The 25983-nt window shown below is 41.6% G+C and carries 23 protein-coding genes; 9 read left to right on the top strand and 14 right to left on the bottom strand.

Annotated elements, in window-relative coordinates:
- The first annotated feature begins 96 nt into the window (after positions 1-96).
- The 8 genes from K358_RS0104335 to K358_RS0104300 all read left to right on the top strand — a co-directional run bounded on the left by K358_RS0104335 (position 97) and on the right by K358_RS0104300 (position 6071).
- A complete protein-coding gene (locus tag K358_RS0104335; RefSeq protein ID WP_027695666.1) occupies positions 97-1077 on the top strand; it encodes a 6-phosphofructokinase in 981 nt (326 codons plus the stop codon).
- A gap of 14 nt (positions 1078-1091) precedes the next feature.
- Positions 1092-1379, top strand: coding sequence for a PTS sugar transporter subunit IIB (locus K358_RS0104330; RefSeq protein ID WP_027695665.1), 288 nt, complete (start codon positions 1092-1094; stop codon positions 1377-1379).
- 41 nt (positions 1380-1420) lie between these two features.
- Positions 1421-2794: a PTS sugar transporter subunit IIC gene (locus tag K358_RS0104325; protein WP_027695664.1), complete on the top strand. Its 1374-nt coding sequence runs from the start codon at positions 1421-1423 to the stop codon at positions 2792-2794.
- Positions 2781-3623, top strand: a complete 843-nt coding sequence (locus tag K358_RS0104320; protein WP_027695663.1) for a class II fructose-bisphosphate aldolase — start codon at positions 2781-2783, stop codon at positions 3621-3623. The genes K358_RS0104325 and K358_RS0104320 overlap by 14 nt, the downstream gene beginning before the upstream one ends.
- Positions 3624-3682: 59 nt before the next feature.
- Positions 3683-3973 carry a hypothetical protein gene (locus K358_RS0104315; protein WP_051241178.1) on the top strand — a complete coding sequence of 97 codons (291 nt, stop codon included), beginning with the start codon at positions 3683-3685 and terminating at the stop codon, positions 3971-3973.
- A gap of 7 nt (positions 3974-3980) precedes the next feature.
- The gene (locus tag K358_RS0104310; RefSeq protein WP_027695661.1) at positions 3981-4418 is read left to right on the top strand and encodes a PTS sugar transporter subunit IIA; all 438 of its coding nucleotides are present in this window, start codon (positions 3981-3983) and stop codon (positions 4416-4418) included.
- Positions 4415-4990: a P-loop nucleotide/nucleoside kinase family protein gene (locus tag K358_RS0104305; RefSeq protein WP_027695660.1), complete on the top strand. Its 576-nt coding sequence runs from the start codon at positions 4415-4417 to the stop codon at positions 4988-4990. Before K358_RS0104310 ends, K358_RS0104305 begins: the two co-directional genes overlap by 4 nt.
- A gap of 247 nt (positions 4991-5237) precedes the next feature.
- Positions 5238-6071 carry a BatD family protein gene (locus tag K358_RS0104300; protein WP_027695659.1) on the top strand — a complete coding sequence of 278 codons (834 nt, stop codon included), beginning with the start codon at positions 5238-5240 and terminating at the stop codon, positions 6069-6071.
- Positions 6072-6308: 237 nt separating this feature from the next.
- Here the strand turns inward: K358_RS0104300 and K358_RS0104295 are convergent, their stop codons facing one another.
- The 6 genes from K358_RS0104295 to K358_RS0104265 all read right to left on the bottom strand — a co-directional run bounded on the left by K358_RS0104295 (position 6309) and on the right by K358_RS0104265 (position 12958).
- Complete coding sequence (locus tag K358_RS0104295; RefSeq protein ID WP_027695658.1) at positions 6309-7481, bottom strand: hypothetical protein; 1173 nt, start codon at positions 7479-7481, stop codon at positions 6309-6311.
- Entirely contained in the window at positions 7478-9166 is a 1689-nt protein-coding gene (locus K358_RS0104290) for an AAA family ATPase (RefSeq protein WP_027695657.1), read from the bottom strand. Before K358_RS0104290 ends, K358_RS0104295 begins: the two co-directional genes overlap by 4 nt.
- Before the next feature lie 129 nt (positions 9167-9295).
- Positions 9296-9700: a hypothetical protein gene (locus K358_RS0104285; protein WP_027695656.1), complete on the bottom strand. Its 405-nt coding sequence runs from the start codon at positions 9698-9700 to the stop codon at positions 9296-9298.
- Positions 9678-10520, bottom strand: a complete 843-nt coding sequence (locus K358_RS0104280) for a hypothetical protein (protein WP_027695655.1) — start codon at positions 10518-10520, stop codon at positions 9678-9680. Before K358_RS0104280 ends, K358_RS0104285 begins: the two co-directional genes overlap by 23 nt.
- A gap of 1169 nt (positions 10521-11689) precedes the next feature.
- On the bottom strand, positions 11690-12073 hold the full coding sequence (locus K358_RS0104270; protein ID WP_027695654.1) for a cytochrome b562: 384 nt from the start codon (positions 12071-12073) through the stop codon (positions 11690-11692).
- 93 nt (positions 12074-12166) lie between these two features.
- The gene (locus K358_RS0104265; protein ID WP_038149670.1) at positions 12167-12958 is read right to left on the bottom strand and encodes a phosphatase PAP2 family protein; all 792 of its coding nucleotides are present in this window, start codon (positions 12956-12958) and stop codon (positions 12167-12169) included.
- Positions 12959-13163: 205 nt separating this feature from the next.
- On the opposite strand from K358_RS0104265, the gene K358_RS0104260 reads away from it, so the two are divergent.
- Positions 13164-14540 (top strand): MFS transporter, encoded by a 1377-nt coding sequence (locus K358_RS0104260; protein ID WP_027695652.1) that lies wholly within the window; start codon positions 13164-13166, stop codon positions 14538-14540.
- 216 nt (positions 14541-14756) lie between these two features.
- Here K358_RS0104260 and nirD read toward each other — a convergent pair whose 3' ends face one another.
- The 8 genes from nirD to K358_RS0104220 all read right to left on the bottom strand — a co-directional run bounded on the left by nirD (position 14757) and on the right by K358_RS0104220 (position 25859).
- Positions 14757-15092, bottom strand: a complete 336-nt coding sequence (nirD, locus tag K358_RS0104255) for a nitrite reductase small subunit NirD (RefSeq protein ID WP_027695651.1) — start codon at positions 15090-15092, stop codon at positions 14757-14759.
- Positions 15093-15094: 2 nt separating this feature from the next.
- Positions 15095-17692: a nitrite reductase large subunit NirB gene (gene nirB, locus K358_RS18050; protein ID WP_051241177.1), complete on the bottom strand. Its 2598-nt coding sequence runs from the start codon at positions 17690-17692 to the stop codon at positions 15095-15097.
- A 10-nt stretch (positions 17693-17702) separates the two neighbouring features.
- Positions 17703-18581, bottom strand: a complete 879-nt coding sequence (locus K358_RS0104245; protein WP_027695650.1) for an ABC transporter ATP-binding protein — start codon at positions 18579-18581, stop codon at positions 17703-17705.
- Positions 18582-18741: 160 nt separating this feature from the next.
- On the bottom strand, positions 18742-19746 hold the full coding sequence (locus K358_RS0104240) for an ABC transporter permease (protein ID WP_051241176.1): 1005 nt from the start codon (positions 19744-19746) through the stop codon (positions 18742-18744).
- A 56-nt stretch (positions 19747-19802) separates the two neighbouring features.
- Positions 19803-21167 (bottom strand): CmpA/NrtA family ABC transporter substrate-binding protein, encoded by a 1365-nt coding sequence (locus K358_RS0104235; protein ID WP_027695648.1) that lies wholly within the window; start codon positions 21165-21167, stop codon positions 19803-19805.
- Between the two features lie 306 nt (positions 21168-21473).
- The gene (locus K358_RS0104230) at positions 21474-22085 is read right to left on the bottom strand and encodes an ANTAR domain-containing response regulator (protein WP_051241173.1); all 612 of its coding nucleotides are present in this window, start codon (positions 22083-22085) and stop codon (positions 21474-21476) included.
- 99 nt (positions 22086-22184) lie between these two features.
- Positions 22185-23060, bottom strand: a complete 876-nt coding sequence (cobA, locus tag K358_RS18045; RefSeq protein ID WP_051241172.1) for a uroporphyrinogen-III C-methyltransferase — start codon at positions 23058-23060, stop codon at positions 22185-22187.
- Positions 23061-23096: 36 nt separating this feature from the next.
- Positions 23097-25859: a molybdopterin-dependent oxidoreductase gene (locus K358_RS0104220; RefSeq protein WP_027695646.1), complete on the bottom strand. Its 2763-nt coding sequence runs from the start codon at positions 25857-25859 to the stop codon at positions 23097-23099.
- Positions 25860-25983 lie beyond the last annotated feature (124 nt).

The following is a 25983-nucleotide window of genomic DNA, read 5'->3' as shown; positions in this document are numbered from 1 at the left end:
AGGAATTGATACTTAACCAGTCTAATTTTGTGATTTGATTCAAAAAAATATTCCTAACAAAAGCCAAAATTAACACATCAACGCTTAGGAGGAATTATGAAAATAGCAATCGCGATCAGTGGAGGAGATGCCGTTGGTATAAATAACTTCCTACTACAAATAGCTAAACTTACCAATTCAGAAATGTTCCTTTATGACGGAGGAATAACAGGGTTATTAAAAAACAAGGTTAAAGAGGTTAGCTATTGCGATCTAATTGATTATGCTTCTTCTGCTATGCCTATATTAAATTCAGGAAGAACAGAGAAGCTACTCATTGAAGAGGAATATATTAAAATCGTAAAAAATCTCTGCAAAACTAAAATCGATGTATTAATTTTAGCTGGTGGTGATGGGTCCTTACAATTTCTAAATAAATTATCTCTTTATGGCGTTAATTGTTTTGGTGTCGGTATGACTATCGACAACGACGTTAGTGGTAGCGAATATACCATTGGGTTTGCAACCGCTTGTGAGCAAATAAGGATAGAGGTTCAAAAGCTTCGAATGACGGGACGTGCACTTCCTAGCCGAGTTTTTATGGTTGAATTACTCGGGGCATATTCTGGAGAACTCGCATTGCAGTCATCTATAAAAGCAAATGCCGATATCGCTTTAATTCCTGAATACCCAATCAGTGATGAAGCATTAGCTAATAAGATAAATCAATTACTTAAAGTTCAAAACTCCGTCATCATCTTGTGCTCTGAGGGCTATACAAAAGAGTACTATCCAGGCTTTCAAGGGGCTATTGACACTGTTATTAAAAATTTAGAACCACTTGTATACACTCGAATTCGCAAGGCAATTATGGGCTTCAGCCTGCGTTCAGGAGAACCTTGTTGTGAAGAAATATATCAAGGAACCTTAATGGCAAAAGAAGTCCTTCGTTGCCTAGAATCGGGGCTCACAAATAAAGCAATAATTATAAACTCTAGCAATAAAGCAATCCCCATTGATTTATCAAGTATACAAAGGAGAAAAACAGAAAAGGAAGACCACTATGTAAAATTAGCTAAAGAACTAAATATAATCTAATAAAAGGATATAACATGATTAAAGTACTCTGTGTGTGTGGATGTGGATTAGGCTCAAGCTTTGCAATTGAAATGAGTGCAAAAACCGTTTTAAAGAAATTAGGGGTAGATTTCACAATCGATCATACCGATGTGTCCGGCGCAAGTGCATTTGATTACGATGTAATATTAACTCAAAAAACATTTGCCGATGTTTTAAGTTCTGATGCGACAGAAACCCAAACATCAAAAATAATATCCCTCAACAAATTAACCGACAAAAAAGAAATAGAAGAAAAACTCACTCCTTTTTTAAATATTTAATTAAAAAAGATCTACAAAAAAATAATACATAGAGGTTATCTATGAACACTTTTTTTAACTTTATAATCCATGACCTATTAGGCCAAGCATCTATATTAATTTCATTTATAGCTATGCTAGGTTTAATTCTACAAAAAAAATCCATCGGCAAAACTGTCGAAGGAACATTTAAAACCCTACTTGGCTTTTTAGTCATGATGGCGGGTATCAATATTATTGTTGAAACCCTTACGTTCCTAAACCAAATATTCACGCAAGGCTTTGGCATGACAGGTTACATCACAGATGTGGCTGCCATAGCGGGTTTAGCAAACAGAGAGCTTGGCTCAGAAGTCGCTCTAACCTTACTCGTCATTTTCATTACCAATATTATCATTGCTCGATTCACACCTTGGAAATACATATTCCTAACAGGTCAGGCTCTTTTATGGATGGCGACGATTGGTGCAGTTATTGGCTATAAAGCAGGTCTAACCGGTCTACCTCTTATTCTGACTGGAGGGATCTTTGGTGGGATCATGGCCGTCGTAATGCCAGCAATCGCCCAGCCTATCGTTAGAAAAATCACAGAATCCGATGATGTTGCTTTAGGACACTTTTGTACCATCGGCTATTTAGTTCAAGCGGCTGTCGCCAAAGTAGTAGGGAAGAATTCAAAGTCAATTGAAGACATTGAATTACCTGATGGCTTTAAATTCTTAAATGATACTTACCTATCGATGGCGGTTGTGATGGTACCAATGTACCTAATTCCAGCTATTTTCGCAGGCCCAGAATTTATTGCACCGCTAGCAAACGGTATTAACTACCTCATGTATGCCTTTATGCAATCAATCACGTTCGTTGCTGGTGTGTTTGTTTTATATGCAGGTGTTCGTCTATTACTGAATGAGCTAGTACCGGCATTCCGTGGCATTGCAATGAAGTTAGTGCCTGATGCAAAGCCTGCTCTAGATTGCCCAGTATTATTTCCATATTCGCCAAACGCCGTCATTGTTGGGTTCTTATCCACAACCGTTGGCTCAATCATTGGGATGCTCGTTTTCCCTATGTTTGGCTTAGCCATGATTCTACCTGGCTTATTAACAAACTTCTTTGCCGGTGGTACCGCAGGTATTTTCGGAAACGCAATGGGTGGCCGAAAAGGAGCGGTTATTGGCGGAGTGGTTCATGGATTATTTATTACGTTCTTACCCGCAATACTTATCCCACTGCTTGAAAGCTATGGCTTTGTCGGCGTGACCTTTAGTGACTCTGATGTCATATCTACAGGGCTATTACTGGGTAATGCTTTCAACGGTAACTGGACATTTGTCGCCATATTTACCGCCTTCATCATCGCCGTTACCTATTTTGTTCACCGCAGCATTAACAATGAAAACAAACAAAAGGAATTAACAAATGAAACTGTATAACTTCACTGAATTAAGAGCGATTGCAAAGGAAAGAGGATTCCAAGCGATTGGGTCATTTAATCTTCATTGCCTAGAGATGTTACCGGCATTTTTTAAAGCAGCGAAAGAAACAAATTCACCATTGATGATCCAAATTTCAACGGGAACCGCCCAGTTCCTAGGCTATGAACTGATTGTGGATTCAATTAAATCACTATCGAGAACTTTAGATGTTCCTGCTTGTTTACATTTAGATCACTGTTCAAATCTTGACGATATTAAGACTGCAATAGACACAGGATTTAGTTCCGTTATGTATGACGGCTCTCATCTACCTTTAGAAGAGAACATCGCCAATACCAAGCTGATTATTGAGTACGCTCACCCACGAAATGTAACGGTGGAAGGTGAATTAGGCGCAATTGGTGGAAGTGAGGATGGAAAAGCAGTCGCGGAAAGTGACATTGCCTTTACAACCCCAGAAGAAGTACAAGCTTTTGTTGATGGCACAAATGTCGACATGCTAGCGATTTCAATTGGGACGGTACATGGGTCCTATACCGCCAAGACAAATATTCAACATGAACTACTAAATCGAATTACACAGCTAACTAAAACACCATTAGTACTGCATGGTGGAACAGGAGTAAGTGATGAAGACATGCGTTTGGTCGTTGCAAGTGGAATAGAAAAAGTTAACGTAGGGACTGAAATGAATGTTCAGTGGGTCGGTAATGTTCAAAAGACATGTGCTGAAGGAAAGGTGGATGACAGCGTTCGTAAGTTCTTAATACCTGCGAATAATGCCGTACAAGAAGTACTGAAACAGAAAATTCAACTGTTCCAATAATTATCATTAGACACAGAGTCATCGCTGCCAGTACCCCTGGCAGCTGATAAGGAATATTTATGTTTAAAATGATCCAATCCATGTTTCAGACAAAACCTAATCAGGCTCATTCCTCACCTAAGTCATCACAAAACGATGCGTTTACAGCCCAAGAAATAGAGCAAAACATTCGAGATTTGGAAGTAAAGCTAAAGCAAGATGAGGCTAGTTTTGATACTCAAAAAAAACTCATGATTGAGTACAACAAAGCCCTCAAAGTCTTTGCGAAAACGCCAAATTACCAGCATAAAGTCGACGATCTGTTTATCAAAATGGATGAGCTTAGAAACACTACTCGAAAAAACTTTTAGGCCAGATATGAATATAAAAGAATTATTAATCGAATCAGATGCGATTCAAATTGGCATCAATGAATCCAATTGGGAAAAGGTTATTCAGCTAGCAGCTCAGCCATTGATAAAAAATGGCTACCTGACGGAAGAGTATGCTAAGTCTGTCATAGAAAGCACTCAAAGCAACGGGGCTTATTATGTCTTTGAAGAAGGTATCGCCATCCCTCACGCTAGACCCGAGTGTGGGGTCATCCAAAATTGTTTCAGCTTAGTTTTGCTTGCAGAACCAATCTCATTTAATGGAAGCATACCTGCCGATATCATCATCATGTTCGGTGCGACAGATAGTAATGGTCACATAGAACAAGGCATTGGTTCTATTGTCTCTATGCTCGACGATGAGGAAAAGATACAAGCCATACGTCGAGTCACTTCCCAGCAACAGCTATTGGAGTTGATATGAGCGAAAAGACACACCAAACAGGCAAAACGGTTATTTTGGTTAATGGTGTACCGGCCTCTGGGAAAAGTTCTGTCGCGCACAAGATCGCTAATCATTTTAACTTAACGTACCTATCAATTGACACGATCAAAGAGCCATTTATGGCGACGGTCAAAGACTACAATAGAGAGATAAATCGAGAACTTGGCAAAGCCGCCTATAACGTCATATGGGATATTATTAAACAGGCCCCAAACAATCATACCTTTGTTATAGATGCATGGTTTGGATTCCAACCCAGAGAAATGCTAATCAATTACCTAAACGACTCAGGTGTGGAAACGGTTATCGAACTCTGGAATAACATATCTGGCTTAACAGCCGCGCAAAGGTATGAAGATAGAATTCCATATCGATCAGATAAGCACCCTAAACATGAATACTTACCAGAACTGGCCTCTTTAGCAGAGAGAGCAAAGCCAATGAGCATTGGAGATGTCATCATTGTCGATCAAAACAAACCAATCGAAATGAAAACATTATTCGCCAATGTTTCCAGCCTATTAGCGAACCCGCACAAAAAAAGAGCTTAAGTTCATAACAGCCTCGAGCCAACTGAGGCTGTTTAACTAAGATTGGTATTTATGGTTACGTTTCAAAACATTCGTAAGACACCAAAATTGCACCAACACAAAACAAACTTACTATAGCCTTTATGGCAACACTCTTATCTTTTATGTCTATGTTTACCCATGCCGATAAGATCGAAAATATCAAAAAGCGTGCTTACCTACTCGATCACTAACATTACAGCAAGGTTGGTAAGACAGTGAAGGGAACATGCTAGACTCATCAACGGCTATAGAAGCCACGGTTGGTCAACCTATTACCCGAACTCTCACCCCAGTCGTGCAAGATGTGAGCGCAGAAAGCTTGCCTGATATTAAAATTGACTACCCAAATTCAGTGCGTGTTTACAGCGAAAAACCTAAATTTGGACAAGATAAATCCGGCAATACCGTTATGATTCTAAAACAAGTCATCATGCCGAAAAAATCCGGTGACATTGCACTACCGTCCGTAAGCGTGCCTTGGTGGAACTCAAAAGCCAATCAAGCAGAAACCGCCAAGGTAAATGGAATCACTCTAAAAGCGAAAGTAGATGAGAATGCGCCGCAACCATCGCAAGCGTTAAACGTGCAGCCTGAAAGTACAACTAACACTACCGAAAGTCATAACACCGCTGAACCTAAAGTCGTTTCTACAGCTAATAATACTAACGCAAGTTTTTGGCCATACACGACTGCCCTATTTGCCGCTTTATGGCTAATTACACTAGTATTATTGGTGCAGCAAAAGCGTAAACAACCTCAAACACCAACAGAGGAAATAACGCCAAGCAAAGCACAGCCAAATAGCTTTATTGATGCTGTTAAATCCAAAGACGGTGCAAAAATTCACAGTGCTTTTGCTCAATGGCAAGCACGACATTCAAATGTAGCCGCCGATCTCAAACACAGTATCCAGTCAGAAATCAACGCATTAATGGCAAGTTTATACAGCCCTCAACAGCAAGATTACGATACTCAAACCTTGCTGAAATTAATCAAGCAAGCAGAAAAGCAAAGCAAGAAAAAACCAAATAACAAACAAGATGAGATCGCGAAGCTGTAGGTAAGAAATAAATAGCCAAAGCCAGAAACAAAACACCCCATTGATATTTGATCAATGGGGTGTTTTTTGAAGAAATAGATTGGGGTTACTAGAGTTTGGACAATTTTGAGTTACCGATTTACTAATTTAGTAAATAATCAATTAGTTCAGGAATGGTAAGCTTCTTATTAGGGGCCGAAGTCACAGAGCCACAGCAAATAAAGTTTAGTATAACTAATCAAACATGAGACAAAAAGTTTATCTGCGACTATTAACCACTAAATTGCAATCAGCCAAAAAGTTTAGTGAATCGACAAGAAATTTCTGATATCTAACTTTTTTGTGACTCAAAGTTAGATCTACATTAAGCAAAATTCTAGTTTGTTGAGGGTTGTTTAATACCTCCTCTCTCCCTAGTCCTTCTAAAAGATTAATTCTGTCATGCAGGTTCTTAAACTCTCTTTTTGTTCCAAACTTGTTGTATACATCTTCAAGCTCAAACAATCTTGAGTTTGCATGTAATTTGGGTGATAAATTATTTACAGTTACTCTTATTTCCTCTTCGATGAAGTCACGTCCTAACGGGTATTCAAAGTCAAAAAGAGCTACGTTAGGAAGTTCGTCTAGTGCTGGGTTGAAGTAACCAATCATCTCGTTATTTTTTTTGAATCGACTGTTACATCTATCACCTGATGGCACAAAGTTATGTAACGATAGCGCTAGGAAAGGAAATTTTGACTTAGGGAAATAGTGATCGATAGCGGGCCTGTAACGATGGAAAGGCTCAATACCTTCTTCGGCACAATAGGGGCAATAATGTAAATCAATCAGATTAACTATCTGCGCACCAAACCTAGCTATAACGTAATCATAATTGAATGCGCTGGATAAACATTCTAACCAAGCTGGAAACTTTGCTTTGAAATTATCGTTAGCCTGAATTGTCCCATTGACCATACTAGTGATCTTTCCTAGTTGGGCTTTGATCTCACTTGCTTTAGTTGCTTGGTCCATGCTCTCAACAACCTCGTCGAGCAAAATCGATGGTTTTGCGGTAAGGAAGGTCTCGATCTCGGCTTGCACATTTTCCTTAATTCTTAGTAGAGCTAGCTTACCTTCATTCGTTCTCAGATTTAGATGATCACATTTTGTGTCGACATTAAGAGAACTGAAAAAAAACTTAGGATTAAAACGCTCTGCCAGAATAGGGACACTCTCAAAAATCTCTTCGAAAGCGACCTCCAAAACGAAAGCATCTGAAGATAGAAGAAATCTGAGGGCAGTATTACTAAAATATAACTCGAGCCTCTCTCGCAATTCGCCTTCAAGCTCCTCGAACGCTGTATCTAATCTTGGGCGTATGTAGTTGAGACAAAAAGCCGAGTACTCTTCAATAAAGTCTGGAGAGTATAAGGTCTTCAACTGAATCATTCATCACCTCCTAGCATACGTCTAATATTTGAATTCTTTATTTTTCTGACTAACTCTTTATCAAACGCCGTTTGACAGTTATTAATTTTGTTATTCAGAATCCTATCAATATGAGATTTAGAGTGGCTACCAAACGTGGAACTCAAGTGCATACCATCCATATAAAGTTGCAAAATCTGAGTACCAAAACCAAAAGAGTCCCCTACTCGAGGAGATTGTCTTGGTTCCCGGTATAAAGAAACAATATCTTCAGGCAGAAAGTCGCCAATGATTATAGGAGAGTGAGATGTAAGAACTAGTTGTACACTATCTCGTGGATACTCAGCTTTCAAAAAACTCAGCGTATCAGCCAAAAACTCTCTTTGCCAATCGGGATGCAAGTACAAATCGACTTCATCCATGACAATCAAGTGACTTTCCGAACTTGAACGCTTTTCATCATTGATATAATAGAAAAGCTCGGCAAATAAGTTTAACTTTGCAAATTCTCCTGTACTAAAGCCTTTCCAACCATAATGGAAGTTAGAAACCACATTGCTTGGAAGTTTGGATATTGACATCATCAGGTCTATAATTAACGCTGTCTGCGAAGAGGTAAATCTATCTTTATCTTTTACCTCAATATCCATTCGGTGCTCACTGATGACTTCCGATATTCTTCTAATTGCTCCCACCACGTCGTGAAACCGCTTGCAAATTATAAATGCATCAGCTTCTGATATCGCTTTCACTTCGGAGTACTCGTACATCTTGCTACTAAGTATGAGATCTAGAACAGTATCTGGTTCTGATAGGTCAACTAGGCCTGTAAAAGAACCATATAGTAACTTTACAAGCATGAAATCTTGCAGCTTAGCTCGAAATCCTGAGTACTTGGTAACATGTCTAAGAATCGATATAAGATTTACACGCATCAATTCTGAAAACAAAGATACACGCGGATCATCTATTGAATCCGATATGAAAGCTGGTCTCGTTTGAAGCATATGCTCTAAATACTTTAGATCTTTAGAAGAAAGCTCAAACTCTTTTCTAGCATCGTCCCTAGCTAAAAGGTTCTTAAGGTAAATCGTAGAAGATGGCTTGAAGAAAAACTCAAACTCCACCTTAATATTTTGTTCATTCGCCATCCAAGAACTGTTCGCGAAGAAGCTAATCAGACGAGATATTCTCTGGGCTAACTTCGTTGGGCTACTTGTTTTGTATTGAGCCAAAGATAAGTCATGTGAAAAAACATTTTTTCTCGTTCTTCTAGAAATTGTACTTGATTCACCACCAGATAAATTATTTGCTTTTATCAACCTAACCTTATGATAATTAAGAAACCTTCTATAGTTATTGTTCACTTTTACCGTGTGCGTAGATTCAACTTTAATTGAGTCAACGTCAAAATTTATCGGGCAAAGATGATAGATTTTTTCCTTTTCATTGAACCAAATAAAGAATCCAGTAGAATCTGTCGCTTCATAAGAAGACTCGATAAAGTCCAGTAATGTACTTTTCCCCGTGCCGTTTTTGCCAACTATCGCAGTACTTTGAATTCCATGGTAATAATCAAGGTTACTCTCAACAGTATCGAGAAAAAGTTGTTGACGCTCAAAGGTTACTTTATGAGCATTTGATAGTCTGACACCAATGTCCTCAAGGACATTGTGCTGCTCAACATAAACGTAAATTAGTTTCATATACTTTCTGTTCGCATTTGATTCGCTAAATAACTCTATGATCTTCTAGAGAACTTTTAATTTAAGACGAAAAGGGGCAGCAACTTTTGCATTAGCAAACCATTAATTAACTCAGGCATGGAAAGTCGCTTAACTCTCACCTCTAAGGCGATAAGCTAACCTCCCGTATTTCATGTGGGCAAATGAAGCAGCAACGAATAGAGTTATCTGCAACACGCCGACCCATTTACTAGGTTGCATTAAAGCAACTACATAAATCGTAACGCTAATTGCTGACATCACACTGGTAACCGTCATAAACCAATCAAGACCAACTTCATTTAGTTGGCCATGATACTTTCTAGTAGCACTTCGAACATTGATAATTGAACTTGAATAAATCATCGCACTAGCAATAGACCAATCACCTGTAAGCAACAAATCATCATACTTCCCCGTCAAGACCTTAACCAAGACAAGCAAGATGAATGGAGTGATAATGAACAGATAAGATGTAGCTACCGCCTTAAACTCATTCTGATGTTGGTATTTCATTCTGAGTTCCACGATAAGTAATAACTTCTTTGATCTCTTTTATCTTTGCATTCTTGATACGTTCTTCACCTTTCTCAACGACAACGTCATACTCTGCGTGAACTCTCAGATAGTCACTCCCCCCCAGACGAACCTCAGAGTTAAGATATTCATCCAACCACTCTTTGTGTGTAATTTCTGCGCTATATCTCTTATGAGTCCTAGTGCTAATTACTTCCCACTTAGAAGTAGCCTTTTTACAAGGCTTAAAAACTTCAACGACTTCTTCACCGTCAAAGTGACCTTGGTCACTAGAGAACATCTTTTTGACATTACCAGTGAATCTAAAGTTAGGGTCAAAAGGGATTACCTCAGCTAACTTAGCGCCTTCATTGCAAACTTTAAGATACTCATCAGGTAACAGATTTTTATTGCCCTCAGACCACTTCTCAGCAACTAAAGCAACATCTAAATCACTAATGTAAGGATCAAGGTGACTTGAACGACCTCTTTTAGCCATCTCATTCTTCAGTCTATCTCTTTCAATATTAGTGATGTGTTGAACCTGCTCTTTTTGAGACATCTCACCAGTCAACTCCCTGAAAAGGGAGTCAGGTCTTGTCCACTCCTCAACCTTTAATAACAACTTAGCGAGAATGCAACCATGAGTAACTTCTTGCAACTCAACATCAAAGATCATCTCTGAATCAACAGCCTGAGCAATAATTTGCCCCATTTCCTGATACGCTGAAATGAAATCCCCCATAGCGTGAAATACTTCCGCAGGGTTCTTCCTGTTAGAGTTGTATTCAAGGTGAAACTCTAAAACCGTTGCTTCCATTGCCTAGTCCGTTCATCATTATTGTTCATGAGGTTATGAATCTTACATCATATTTAAGTGCCAACAAATGTTTGACCGCACCATTAGCCAAACTAAACATATTGCCTTCTTAACTCGCCGACTAGAATCGACCTCGATTTTTAAAGTCATACGTGATCAAACTTCATTATAATCCGACTTATCTCACGCTTATTGGATAACATTGAGTAGGGCAAATTAGCACTAGCAGGACATAAAAGAGCGATATGACTAAAACGGTTCGGGGGCATAAATAAGTCATTCACATCAACCCTCCCCCGCCCTCCCTTAGCTGTAAAATCTTGATGCCAAGTATTTTTCATTGGTAAAGGGAGGGAGTTATTTGTGATCGCTTGTTGCTTAACGGTATCTACATAAAAAACACTGTAAATATTCAGCGCGTGATAAGTAGATTCCTGCTCTCGCTTAGGCTCGGCTGGAATGACGCTCTAATAATGTGCGGGAATCTTGGGTAGATATTGCAACTGCAAGCGACAAAGACTAGCTCTTCCCCTTGATAGATGATGTCACTTGGCAGCAGAAGTCGATATAAGGGGAAGCGGGGATGGGGTTGGTTACTTCAAACTACTTTAGCGCATAAATAGATCACTCACATCAACCCCCGCCCTCCCTTGGCTATAAATTTTGATCCCAAGCCTTTTTCATTGGTAAAGGGAGGGAGTTATTTGTGATCGCTTGTTGTTTAATGGTATCTGCCTAAAGAAATACACTTGAAATATTCAGCGCGTGATAAGTAGATTCCTGCTCTCGCTTAGGCTCGGCTGGAATGACGATCTAATAATGAGCGGTAAATCTTAAGTAGGCATTATAGCTACAAGCGACAAAGACCAGCTCTTCCCCTTGATAGACGAAGCTACTTGGTAGTAGGTGTCAATATAAGGGGAAGCGGGGATGGGGTTGGTTACTTCAAACTACTTTGGGGCATAAATGGTCTCCCCCATGATCCTAGGTGAAGAAGATACAGGGCTTCGCTTTCACGTAAGTATTTTTAGTGTAATAGATTCCGGATAACTCGTTCCTCGTTTCCGGAATGACGAGATGGGGGCGTTAAATCTTTAGATCATTAAATGGTTAGCCAAGTCAGATCTTCCACTCTAACAAAAGAAGATCTGACTCAGTTTTATTCGTTTTTAGCCGAACAACTTGCTCCAAATACTTGGATTACGCTTGTCATGGTATTCAACACGAAGATCATCTACTTGGCGTAACTCTTCTTTAGCTTGCTCAAATTCACCAGCGTCAAGATGCGTTTCGACGCTATTTAATGTTGTGGTCAATTTATTAAAGCCTTCTAAGTACAATTGTTGTTTTTCTGGTGAGTAAGTACCTTGCTTAGCTTGATTGACTAACACCGTCAGCTTTTCAACGGGCGCTTTCATTTCATCAATATTCTGCGCTTTTGCGGCGTGATTGAATTCAATTTTCATTTCTTTCATTGTCGCTTTCAGGTCAACCCCAGAAGCATACACATTAGCAGTCAGTAATAAGGCGATAAACGGAATTAACTTTTTCATTTACAGTTTTCCTAGTATTTAAATGCGGCCCGCAGTGTAACGAAAGCCGTCTGTTAGGCACAAGTATAAGTTATAGTTAAAGGAAGTAAGTCGCTACTTCGCATAGCTACTTAACTTAAATCGTCCCCACCCCTTCTCAATAACAACAACACTCAGCACACTAATTATTACGGCAAGACAAGTTGAGGCTAAAACATCTTGTGGCCAGTGCATGCCTAATAACATACGGCTCGTTCCCATGCTTAAACCCCATAGAAACACTATGACATTCAAAGTAGTAGCACCAGAGAGAAGCAAATAATAGCTGGCGATTAACGTTAAAGTAATCGCAAAGATAGTGTGGCCCGATGGAAAAGCGAAGCCTACTTCATGTACCCAGTGATGTTGCAAACTGTTGGAAACATTAAGTGGTGGATTGGTATTTAATTGTTGAGGATCGGATTCACTACGGTATTGCTGCAATGCCATTTCAACATCCGCACTACGTTGCTTATCTTCTTGTTGATAGAAAGTACTTAAATCAATGGGAGAATTAGCTTGCTGACTTAACCACGTGAAGTTCGGTCTTGGCTCTTCAAAGTGTGATTTAAGGCCATGATTAAGCGTAAAGCTAATCGATAGTCCAAACAAAGTGGCAAGTACCATTTTCTGCCAGTAAAGTTTGTTCATAAACTTAAAGCTAAACGCCCAAAATACCACTACCGTTAAGATTGCGTATGGAGCCGTGCCTGTTGATGTAAGTGCATAAAGTAAACCGGCAAACCAACTCGACAAATCTAACCAAGGAAACACTTGCTGGCCAGTTAACAGCAACCCACTAGGAACTACCGCTAAGCCTAGCCATATTAACGCTAAACGAACATACACTGGATATTGAGATACCACATACACCTCTTAATTAAAAAACGGCTACACCGATAAACTGAAACACTACCAAACTAGTAGAGTGAAAAAAACAAACAACTGTTAATAAAAAATTTTCCCATATTATTGACTAGATTTAGGTCGGGATGTTTAATTTTCACTCGTAGAATTACCGCTTATATGTTACAAGATATGTCTTTGATTCCTTTCCGGTTTGCCTTTTAAAATGAATACCTCAACTCAAGATGGCCTAGCTAACCCACAGCGATTAGGCGCTATTATTACCATCGCGCTTGGTATCACAATGGCAGTACTTGATGGTGCCATTGCCAATGTTGCTCTACCAACCATTGCCGCCGATCTTAATGCCAGCCCTGCCGAATCTATCTGGGTAGTCAACGCATACCAAATTGCCATTATCATCTCGTTATTATCTATGTCCTTTATTGGTGACATGGTTGGTTTTCGTCGTGTTTATCAAGTGGGTTTAGGGGTATTTTGTTGCACCTCTTTGTTTTGTGCTCTTTCGACGTCACTTGAAATGCTAACCTTCGCTCGTGTATTACAAGGGTTTGGTGGGGCAGCCATTATGAGTGTGAATATTGCCTTGATCCGGCTGATTTATCCCAAGCGATTTTTGGGGCGGGGAATGGGTATTAACTCATTTATTGTCGCAGTATCGGCAGCCGCCGGACCAACAGTGGCCGCAGCCATCCTTTCTATCGCGTCGTGGAAATGGCTCTTTTTAGTCAATGTGCCTATTGGTATTGTGGCACTGATCTTTGCGATTAAATTCCTACCCCCTAACCAAGAAAAATCCGCAGGGCAACGTTTTGATATTCCAAGTGCCATTATGAATGCGCTGACCTTTGGTTTATTAATTTCAGCCATTAGTGGCTTTTCACAAGGTCAATCTGCCACGTTAATTACTGCGGAACTACTTGCGGTTGCAGTTATTGGGTTCTTCTTTATTCGCCGACAATTAACCCTTACCGTTCCATTGTTGCCAATTGATTTATTGAGAATTCCTATTTTCTCACTTTCAATGTGCACCTCAATTTGTTCCTTCTGTGCCCAAATGCTCGCAATGGTTTCACTGCCTTTCTTTTTGCAATCCGTATTAGGTAGAACCGAAGTTGAGACGGGATTATTGCTGACGCCTTGGCCGCTCGCCACTATGGTGATGGCACCATTATCTGGCTATTTAATTGAACGTGTTCACGCAGGTTTATTAGGTGGGATTGGTATGGCAATTATGGCGCTTGGTTTATTCATATTAGTGATGTTGCCGGCAAGTCCAAGTGACTTAAATATTATTGTGCCGATGATATTATGTGGTGCTGGTTTTGGCTTATTTCAGTCTCCCAATAACCACACGATTATTTCATCTGCACCACGTAACCGCAGCGGTGGTGCCAGTGGCATGTTGGGTACGGCGCGCTTGTTTGGTCAAAGCACAGGCGCAGCGTTAGTGGCTTTAATGTTTAATATGTTCCACGATAACGGCACCCATGCTTCGTTAATTTTAGCGGCAAGTTTTGCCACAGTTGCAGCCATTGTCAGTAGTTTAAGAATGACGCAGCCTAGAGCGAGTAGCGATTAATCTATCGTTGCTCGGGCGCTGCGCTTCTCGTTATTCGAATGCTCGATATCCGATAGTTTGAATAACGAGAGTGAAACGCCCTAAACTATATAGCCAAAGTAATTGGAGTTGCAGTGAGGCGACAAGTGAGTGAAGCCCCATGAGCATAGCTTGTCTATGTGATTGGGGTGAATGAACGCCGTCAACAAAGCTGCATCTCCAAATACGAAGGCTATATTAACGACTAATCCAAACCGCCTCTTGTTCTACCTTCACTTGCCAGGTTTTCACTTGAATTTCCGGCTGTTCAACACATTGACCATTCTGTAAATCAAAATGCTGTTTATACAAAGGCGATGCCACACATGGCGTACCTTTAACATCACCAACGATACCTCGGCTCAGCACAAAAGCTTTACCAATCGGATCCCAATTATCAATCGCAAATACTTGTTCTGACGTTTGTTTTTTCTCTGATGGTAAATAAAACAAGGCAACTTGCTGATCATCCACCATAGCGCCTGTACCTAGGTAAGCATTCAATTGATTTAATTCACATACTTTATGCCACATAATTAAGCTCCTACTTTTTCAGGTTGTTGCTCATCCATGCTAACGTTTGATTCCGCTTGCGCAGCCGTCGCATCAATAAAGGTGGTTGGAATACGTTGTTCGCGAATGCGTTGATAAGTCATCGGCACGCCATACTCTCCTTCTTCTTTATTGATAAATGGACGGAATTTGGCACGCTTAAGTGGGTTCTCAACCGCGGTTTTCCATTCACATTGGTAGGTATCGACCACTAATTGCATTTGGTCTTCTAAAGCATCGCCTAAACCTAAAGAATCCTCGATAACCACTTGTTGTAGATATTCGAGACCACCTTCTAGGTTTTCTAGCCATACTGAAGTACGTTGCAATCGGTCAGCGGTTTTAACGTAGAACATTAATACTCGGTCGATATATTGGATCAGTTGTTCTTTAGTCAAATCGACAGCAAATAAATCCGCGTGACGTGGACGCATGCCGCCATTGCCGCACACATATAAGTTCCAGCCATTTTCAGTGGCAATTACACCAATATCTTTACTTTGAGCTTCAGCGCATTCACGGGTACAACCGGATACTGCCATTTTAATTTTATGAGGTGAACGTAAGCCTTTGTAGCGGTTCTCAAGTTCAATCGCCAAGCCTATCGAATCATCAACCCCATAACGACACCATGTAGAACCAACACAAGATTTCACGGTACGTAATGATTTACCGTAGGCATGGCCCGTCTCAAAACCGGCTTTGATCAGTTCTTCCCAAATGTCGGGTAATTGGCCCATTTGCGCGCCGAATAAATCCACACGTTGACCACCAGTGATCTTGGTATAAAGGTCGTATTTCTTAGCCACTTCCCCTAGAGCGATCAGTTTATCTGGGGTAATTTCACCACCAGCAATACGCGGTACTATTGAGTAAGAACCATCTTTTTGTAGGTTGGCCATAAAGGCATCATTAGAATCTTGCAAGCTATGATGGATAGGATCCAAAATATGCTCATTCCAAAGTGAAGCAAAAATCGAAGCTGCGGTTGGTTTACATAAATCACAACCGAGCCCGTGACCATGCTCAGAAAGTAAAGTATTGAAATCTTTAATTTCTTCCACTTGGCATAAATGGAAAAGCTCTTGGCGAGAGTACTCAAAGTGCTCACAAACGTGGTTATTCACTTCCATCCCCATGTTCGCTAATTCATTATCCAGCACGGTTTTCACCATGTTGCTACAACCGCCACAACCACTACCTGCTTTGGTGCAAGATTTCAGTGACGCTAAGTCGTGACTACCCGCATGGATCGCTTCTACCAAGTCGCCTTTCGTGACGTTATGACAAGAACAAATAAGCGCGTTATCTGAAACTTCACCGGATAGCATGGAGGTATCAAATAATAGATGAGCAGCATGATCGGGCAGTGGTGTGTCATTCAGGTAGCATTGCAACAAGGCATCATAATCAGTGTTGTCACCAACTAAAATAGCGCCTAATAGCTTGTCGCCTTCCGCGTTGACCACCAGCTTTTTATAACTGCCGGCAACCGTATCTTGTAGCACCATTTCTTGCGCGCCTTGAGTCATCATTTGCACGTCACCAATCGAGGCTACATCGACACCAAGCAGCTTTAATTTAGTGCTCATATCCGCACCTTTAAAGCTTGTTGTTGGGATTGCAAATTCTTGTAATAAGCTGCCACAAGCCACGCGCGCCATTTGATAACCTGGTGCCACTAGACCAAAGATTTTTTGCTCCCACAACGCACATTCACCAATTGCGTAAATGTTAGAATCATTGGTTTGGCAATCATCATTGATCACAATGCCGCCACGCTCACCAATCGCCAATCCTGCCTGACGTGCTAAGGCATCTTGTGGACGAATACCCGCAGAGAATACCAAGACATCGACTTCAATAAATTCGCCATTTTTGAAATTCAAACGGTGCTTAGCAGTTTCACCATCAGTAATCGAAGTCGTTGCGGTATCAAGGTGCACATGCAGACCAAGTGATTTGATTTTGTCTTCCAATACCCCACTGGCACCGGCATCTAACTGTACTGGCATCAGTCTTGGCGCAAACTCAATGACATGAGTATCTACCCCTAACAAACGCAATGCATTGGCCGCTTCAAGCCCCAGTAAGCCACCACCAATTACCGCGCCAGAACTCGATTTTTCACAAGCTTGACGAATTTCAGTTAAATCATCCAGCGTTCGGTACACAAAGCATTGCTCACGATCATTGCCTTCAATCGGTGGCACAAAAGGATAAGATCCCGTTGATAGCACCAATTTGTCATAAGCTAAAACGTCTTCATCATCCATCACTAAACGTTGGTTATCGGTATCTAGTGTGGTGACTTTACTTCCTAAGATCAGGCGAATGCCATTTTGTTGATACCAATCTTCGCTGCTTAGCAATAAATCTTGATGGCTTTGACCGGAAAATACTGATGATAAATGGACTCGATCATAAGCAACAAAACGTTCTTCACCAATAACAGTAATGGAGTAATGCTCGGTAGCATTGGCTTCCACTAAACGCTCAACAAGGTGATGCCCAACCATACCGTTACCCACAATAACCAAGTTTTGTTTACTGCTTGGTGAGCTACTCATTACATTATTCATGGCATACTCCTTATGCGCGTTTAATATCAGAAGCGAAGGTCACTTTCGCACTGGTTGATTTGGAAGATGTTGATTTAGAAGAGATTGAAGCAGATGGCTCAGATTGAGGCGTTGGGTGCAATTGCTTCTCATATAAGAATTTCAATACCGACTGACGATAGCCTTGGTATTGCGGATCGTTGGCGAGCTCCACGCGATTTCTTGGGCGCTCTAACTGAATATCCAACACTTCTCCGATAGTGGCAGATGGGCCATTGGTCATCATGACAATCTTGTCAGACAGCAATACTGCTTCATCTACATCGTGAGTGATCATAATGATGGTGTTACCTAGGTCGGCTTGAATTTTCATTAATGAATCTTGCAGGTGAGCGCGAGTTAATGCATCTAACGCGCCAAAAGGTTCATCCATCAATAACACCTTAGGTTGCAACGCTAGTGCACGGGCGATCCCGACACGTTGCTTCATACCACCAGAAATCTCATCTGGCTTTTTATCTGCCGCATGGTGCATTTGAATCAATGACAAATAATGATCGGTTTGCTCTTTGATCCACGCTTTTCCTTTCTGCTGTTTTTGCGCAATTTGCTTAACCGCCAATTCCACATTTTGATAAACAGTAAGCCAAGGCAATAGTGAGTGGTTTTGAAACACCACTGCGCGTTCTGGCCCCGGACCATCGACTTCGCGGCTATCCACAATTACGCCACCATCGGTTGGCAGAGTCAGACCTGCCACTAAATTAAGCACGGTCGATTTACCGCAGCCTGAGTGCCCAATTAGTGACACGAACTCGCCTTTTTTAATCATTAAATCTACCCCTTTTAGTGCGATAAACTCGCCTTTGGGTGTTGGGAATCGCATGCCTAGTCGCGTCAGCTCTACCATTGGACGATAGTGTTTATTTTCTGGCGCAACTTGATCCTTATCCGTGACTTGCTCTTGTGATTGTGGTTGTTGTTGTGATTGCGCTTTTAGGGCTTCCATAACTGTCATAATCTTTCTCCATCCTGAGATTTTTTCGAAATCGCTATTGGTTGAACTTGTCTTATCGAAGTTCTTGTTTCTTATCCCATGAGATTTTTTTCTGTAGTAACAACATGCCTTTATCGAACAGTAGGCCGATAAAACCAATCACAATCACTGCCACCATGATGCGGCCTAATGAATCCGAACTACCATTTTGAAATTCATCCCACACAAACTTTCCTAAGCCTGGGTTTTGCGCCAACATTTCCGCCGCAATCAATACCATCCAAGCGATACCAATCGACAAACGTAAACCTGTGAAAATCATTGGTACGGCCGAAGGTAGAACGATGGTTTTCACATGTTGCCACCAAGACAAACGCAGCACTTTGCTCACATTCAGCAAGTCTTTATCTACACTGTTTACGCCAACCGTGGTGTTAATTAGTGTTGGCCAAATACAACACAGGCATACGGTCAATAATGAGTTGATGAAAGCCTTATCAAACATAGGTTCGTCACTTACATAAGTGGCACTCACCACCATAGTGATAATGGGCAGCCAAGCTAATGGTGAAACGGGCTTAAGCAATTGGATAACCGGATTAAACGCTTGATATAAAGATTGGTTCAGACCCAGCACAATCCCGACTGGAATCGCGATTACCGTTGCTAGTAAGAAGCCCGCGGCAACTGTCAGTAAACTGGTGGCGATTTGATCAAAGAACGTCGCTTTGCCGGTATAAGGTCGAATGCGCACTTCAGCACTCGGATCTTTGGCAAGCTTGGCTTCATTACGCGCTTCTTGGCGATCGTAAAAAGCCTGCTCTTTCTCACGGCTGGCAAAGTGCTCATCCACTAAACCGGAAAACTGTTGCGCGGTTTCATAAGGTCCCGGCAAGGTTCCTAGCGAGGTTTGTACTTGTTTCGCCGCTAAGCTCCACATTAAAAGGAACACCACAATTCCCACGATAGGCAGTAAACATTTTTTCGCTTGAGAAATCGAAGCCTGGCTTGAGTTGTATGGCAATAATGAAAAAACATTGTTCTTCTTTTTGGGTGATATCACTGCTGAATTCGACATAACTTTTCTTCCTTGAATTTGTTTTTAATCGTCTAGGGCCTGCTGACCTTTGATGATTAGATCGTATCTTTATCTTTCAGACCGATTGGGAACTTTTCTAAATACGCATTTGGCTGCTTACCATCGAAGATAATGTTGTCGATAAAGTGTTTTTGCGGCGCTTTAAAGCCATCACTAGAGTTAAGCTCTGGGAAATCAGAAGCTTTAAACGTGCCATCATCAATCAATGATTGAGCCGCTTGCTTATAGATATCTGGGCGGTAGACTTTTTTGGCGATGTCCATGTACCAAGAGTCCGGTTTGTATTCAGAGATTTGTCCCCAACGGCGCATTTGTGTCAGCGTCCATACGGCATCACTGTAATAGGGGTAAGTCGCGTTATGACGGAAGAAGACGTTGAAATCAGGGATGTCACGCTTGTCGCCTTTTTCGTATTCAAAGGTGCCAGTCATTGAATTCGCAATCACCGCTTTATCGGCTCCGACGTATTCACTACGCGCCAGAATACCAACTGCTTCTTGGCGGTTTTTGTTGTTTTCTTCGTCTAACCAATAGGCGGCGCGGATCATGGCGCGAACCACACGTAAGTGAGTATTTGGATATTTTTCTGCCCATTGTTTTGAAACGCCGAACACTTTCTCTGGGTTGTTCTGCCAGATCTCATAATCTGTCACAACAGGAACGCCAATGCCTTTAAATACCGCTTGTTGGTTCCAAGGTTCGCCAACGCTGTAACCATGAATCGTACCGGCTTCCATAGTGGCTGGCATTTGTGGTGGCGGCGTTACGCTAAGCAAAGCATCCGCTTGTAATGTTCCACTGTTATCACCTTTATCCGGTGCGTAGAAACCTGGGTTAATCCCACCCGCTGCTAACCAATAACGCAGTTCATAGTTGTGGGTTGAGACAGGGAAAACCATACCCATTTTGAAAGGCTTACCTTCACTGTTGTATTGCTGAATCACTGGCTTTAATGAATCGGCTTTAATCGGGTGAGCGATTTTTCCATCAGCATCTTTTGCTAAGCTTGGTTTCATTTGCTCCCAAACATCATTTGAAACTGTGATGGCATTACCGTTTAAATCCATGCTAAAAGCGGTGATGATGTCCGCTTTGGTGCCGATACCAATGGTTGCACCAATCGGTTGACCGGCAAGCATGTGTGCGCCATCAAGCTCACCATCAATCACACGATCCAGTAACACTTTCCAGTTCGCTTGAGATTGCAATGAAACATACAAGCCTTCATCTTCGAAATAGTGCTTTTCATACGCGACAGCGAGCGGCGCCATATCGGTTAACTTAATAAAACCAAAGGTAAGATCTTCTTTTTCTGGCTCTCCAATGGTCACTTTAGCTTGTGTGATTGGGCTAAAAGCCAGTGAAATTCCAACGGCAAGCAATGAAAGTGTTTTCTTCATGAGCGACTCCCTGTCTACATTTTTCCAATAAAAAAGGCGCTACCGATCCTAAGATCGCTAGCGCCTTTGCTATGTATTCGTTGATGATTGACCTACCGCCATTGATAGCTCACTTCATCGATAATTTAATTTTGCTTCTACTTATGACTAATCCAATTTCCATGCCAACTTTAAGTATCTCTATTTTTCAGTGAGTTAGCTAAACCTATAACGACGAGCAATCATTTGTGATTTTTTATGGTGCAAGTTTGCACTAGTTATATCCATACAAAAGGTAGATCTACTATTAAAGGCTAATGCTTTTCCTTAGAGACTAATGTTTTCTAAGGTGGCAATCAGATTTTTAGCCACTTGGCCTAAGGTTTGGCTATTCTTCATCGCTGAGGTTCGTAGTGCTTGATAGGCTTGCTGTTCATCTAAATGATGCAGTTTCATTAATAATCCTTTCGCTTGATCGACATATTTTCGGTCTTCTAGTTTTTGATTTAATTTTTGAATTTCTTGGGTTTGTTTGATCGCATTTAAGCGCACATTTTTGGCGTATTGAACCCATCCCAACAGACTCCCTTCCGTCGAAGTAGATAATAATGCATAGCTATTTGACCCAACAAGGTAGTGAGCATCATCGTGATTAAGTTGTTGAGTTAACAGTAAAAGAGGGATGGATTTTTTATCGGCAAATTCAATAACACATACAAGCTCAGCACAAGGCTTTTGCCAAGCCATGATCAGACAAGCATTAGGTTGGTTTAGCACTCGTTCAGGAAGCTGCTTTAAAGAGCATACCGTAATATCTTCAAAATCTTGTGCCAATTGAGCGCACAATTTCACCTGCTGCTCAGTATGATCACAGCAGATAATCAATGGTGTGTGTTTGGTGATTAATAAAGATTCGGAATCAAATAAAGATTGAGCCATGACGTTGCATCCTTGCAATAGTCTAAATATCAATCTTTAATACAAAGCAACATACATGCCCATCATATAAAAAAATGCTTATAAAACAACAAAATAACCCTAAAGTGGTAGATGCGCATTTTCTGTTAATTCAGCCATTAACTCATCACGTAAGGCGACTACTTCCCCCACAACAATCAGCGCCGGTGTTAGCCCTTTCAAACTGATAGCCTGCATAGGGAGTTCATCTAACGTTGTGATATAAGTTGTTTCTTGGGCACTGCATCCATTACCGATAATCGCGACCGGCGTGTTTGAGGCTAAACCCGAAGACAGCAAACCTTGTTGAATCGAGTTTGCTTGTTCAAGCCCCATATAAAAAACCACAGTTTGTCCTGAACTCACCAAACCTGACCATGAGTTAAATGCCCCTTCCATAATGCGCCCTGTCACTAAGGTCACACTACGAGAGACACCACGGTGAGTCAGCGGGATTTTCGCAGAAGCGGCGCAACCAATTGCGGCAGTAATACCGGGGATCACATCATATTGAATGCCTTGCGCTATTAAAGCTAAAGCCTCCTCACCGCCACGACCAAAGATAAACGGATCGCCGCCTTTCAAGCGAACCACTTGTTTACCTTGCTCGGCTTGTTCAATCAAAATCTGGTTGATTTCCTCTTGCTTCAAACTCGGCTGACCACAACGTTTACCGACATAAACTTGCTCACAATGCTCTGGGATCAAATCTAAAATTTCATGTCCAACTAAACGGTCAAACACCACCACATCTGCTTTTTGAATGGCTTGATAGGCTTTGATAGTCAACAACTCAGGATCGTTCGGCCCTGCGCCTACCAATAGTACTTTGCCCTTTTTGCTTGAAGTAGAGGCTTTCATTTTGTCGCTATTCAATTGATGTCCAGATTGACCCATATTGATGGTGCCAAGCAAATGATTTGTCTGACGAAAATTTGTCGTAATTTGATTTTTCATAACACACTTCCTTGTGTGGGAATCGTTTTAACTAGGTTATTTAATCGATACAACATCTATCGATTGAGATAAGTAGCCTTTGACTTCTGGAAGACAAGAGCCGCAGTTTTTGCCACAACTTAATATGTTTTGCAGCTCTCTTAGCCCCATATTCGGTGCTTGTTCTAACTGATCGAGAATGTCTTGCTCAGTTACTCGAAAACAGCTACACACCAACTTACTCACCTTCCCACCTTTGGCGCTGAGTACAGATAACAAGCCACCTAGGTTAAATTTTTCGCGAATAAAAGGTTGCAGTGATTCGGCTTGCAGTTCGATTGGCTGGCTTGAAATCATCACCATGCCAATCACCGTTTTAGACACTAAAATCACGACTAGCCATGAATCTTGTTGGTCTAACACCAAGTACTGACTATTGGGATATTGTTGTTGAACTAGGCGCTGAATGTCCGACTTGGTGATCGCGTGAGTATCGGCAAATCGCCATACCCCTTGCTGATACAAAGCATTAGAGCGTGTTTGGTTAAAGTCTACATGTTGCAAACTTTTATAAGGCCAAAGGGTTTGTGATAGCTCACCATCACTCAAATCTAGCCCGATTGATAAGCCATAATGACTGACTGGCAAAGCAGTAATACTCACCCGTTGCGATTTAAACGCTGGCTGTCCTGAATGCGGATCGGCTAGGCTCGCTAAACTTGCATTGACCTGGCTTTGTCCACCAAACTTTCCTGCCCAATGCATCGACATAAAGGCTTGATCTTGGGTTAACCCTGCATCAACCGCTAAACGAGCGATTAAGCTGTTTGTATTAAAATCCGTTTCATTGCTATTCGTTGCATTGTTAGCAGAACGGTTGGGATTTTGGATCTGAACCAATGTGCCCGTTTGCAATTGAGCTTGCTCTGCGGCAATCGGATTAAGGTACACCGTCGGCTCCACTTCACTGGCAGCTAAATGACTGATGTGCCCGGTACGAGTCATGGTATGCCATTGGTCTCGTTGGCGACCACTATTCATCCACCAAGTATTTTCACTGTGATGAGCGATGTTGACTTCATCGGCAAGCACCAAATTCGCTTTGCCATTGGCCGTTGGGAAAGACAATGCTTGAGTCTGATTGGCTGGGCTCTGCTTATCTTGCAATACAGGCTGCCCATTTAAAGGCCAAGCTTGTGGCTGCCAATTGGCGTATTCTTCATCACTCAGTTGGCTCAAGCTGGATAAATCGAATTTAAAAGGGCTGTCTCGGTTGATACCAGATAATGCTGCGTACTCCCTAAACACATCCGCCGCGGATTCAAACTCAAAGCCCGATGTCACTCTATGCTTTTCGAAAACACCAAGCTTTTGGCATAAAGCTTTACCCACTTCGGCTAGCATCCACCAATCGGGTTTTGCCTCTCCCGGTGGCGCAGAAAATTGTCGTTGTCTGGTCAGGCAACGCTCTGAGTTGGTCACCATGCCCTGTTTTTCTCCCCAACCGGCCGCAGGCAAAAGGACATCGGCAAATGTAGCGGTGTCGGTATGAGAGGTAATATCGGATACCACGACATAGTCACATACTTCTAAAGCGCGTCTGACTTGCTCTGAGTTCGGCATAGAAACGGCTGGATTGGTTGCAATGATCCATAAGAATTTGATCTCGCCTTGCTCAACCGCATTAAACAAATCGATGGCTTTTAGGCCGGGAGCAGTCGCAATATTCGGCGCTTGCCAAAATTGTTCAACTTGCTGAATAGATTCCTGATCAAAACCACGGTGTACAGCCAATTGATTGGCCAATCCACCAACCTCACGACCGCCCATCGCATTAGGTTGCCCCGTAATTGAAAATGGCCCACTTCCTTGCGTACCAATTTTCCCCGTCACTAAATGCGCATTAATGATGCAATTGGCTTTGTCAGTACCTGATTCTGATTGATTGACCCCTTGGCAAAAGAGCGTCATGGCAGTTGGTGATTGGGCAAACCATTGATAGAAGGTTTTAACGAATACCGGGTCTAGTTTAAGTTGCTGGCTAATCGCATCAATAGAATGACTTCTCTCGGATAAAGAGGCTTTAAGAGCGTTAAATCCATTCACATATTGTTCGATAAATGACTCTTGAGTAGCCCCATTCTGAACAAGGTAATGCAAGAGCCCATTAAATAACGGCACATCTCCGTCATTTTCAATTTGTAAGTGTAAGTCGGCTTGCTCTGCGGTAATGGTTTTTCGTGGATCGATCACCACTAGTTTCACATTTGGATTGGCTTCTCTGGCTTGTTGGATCCGACGAAATAAAATCGGATGCGTCCACGCAGTATTGGCTCCAACAATCACAATGAGATCAGTATGATCAAGATCTTCATAACTGACAGGCACGATATCTTCCCCAAAAGCGCGAACGTGAGCGGCCACCGCTGAAGACATGCATAAACGTGAGTTGGTATCGATATTGGCGCTTCCAACAAAGCCTTTCATCAGCTTATTGGCAACATAGTAATCTTCGGTTAATAACTGACCGGAGACATACATACCGACAGCTTGAGGGCAGTATTGTTCGATGGTGCGATGCAATTTGTCGGCAATGTTCTCAATCGCATTCGACCATTCGATCTGCTCATCGTTTATTCTTGGGTAGAGTAAGCGAGATGGCATGTCCAAACTTTCTGCCAATGCAGAGCCTTTAACACACAAAGCGCCTTTATTAGCAGGGTGTGCTTGGTCGCCTACAATCTGGTTTTTATTATTAATTTCTACTCCACAACCCACGCCACAATACGGACAAGCTGATTTAATGCATTCCTTTGCCATACTTTTCTTTACCATAATAGGCCCTCTCATCCAGAACCCCTGAAATAACTCGGATACAAAACGAAAAACGCCTCTTAGATCGTCATCACCAAAGTGAGTCCAAATCTAAGAGGCGTCTTTGCCT

This window comes from Vibrio litoralis DSM 17657, assembly GCF_000426765.1.
Lineage (GTDB): Bacteria > Pseudomonadota > Gammaproteobacteria > Enterobacterales > Vibrionaceae > Vibrio > Vibrio litoralis.
This window is presented reverse-complemented; position numbering and strand designations above follow the sequence as displayed.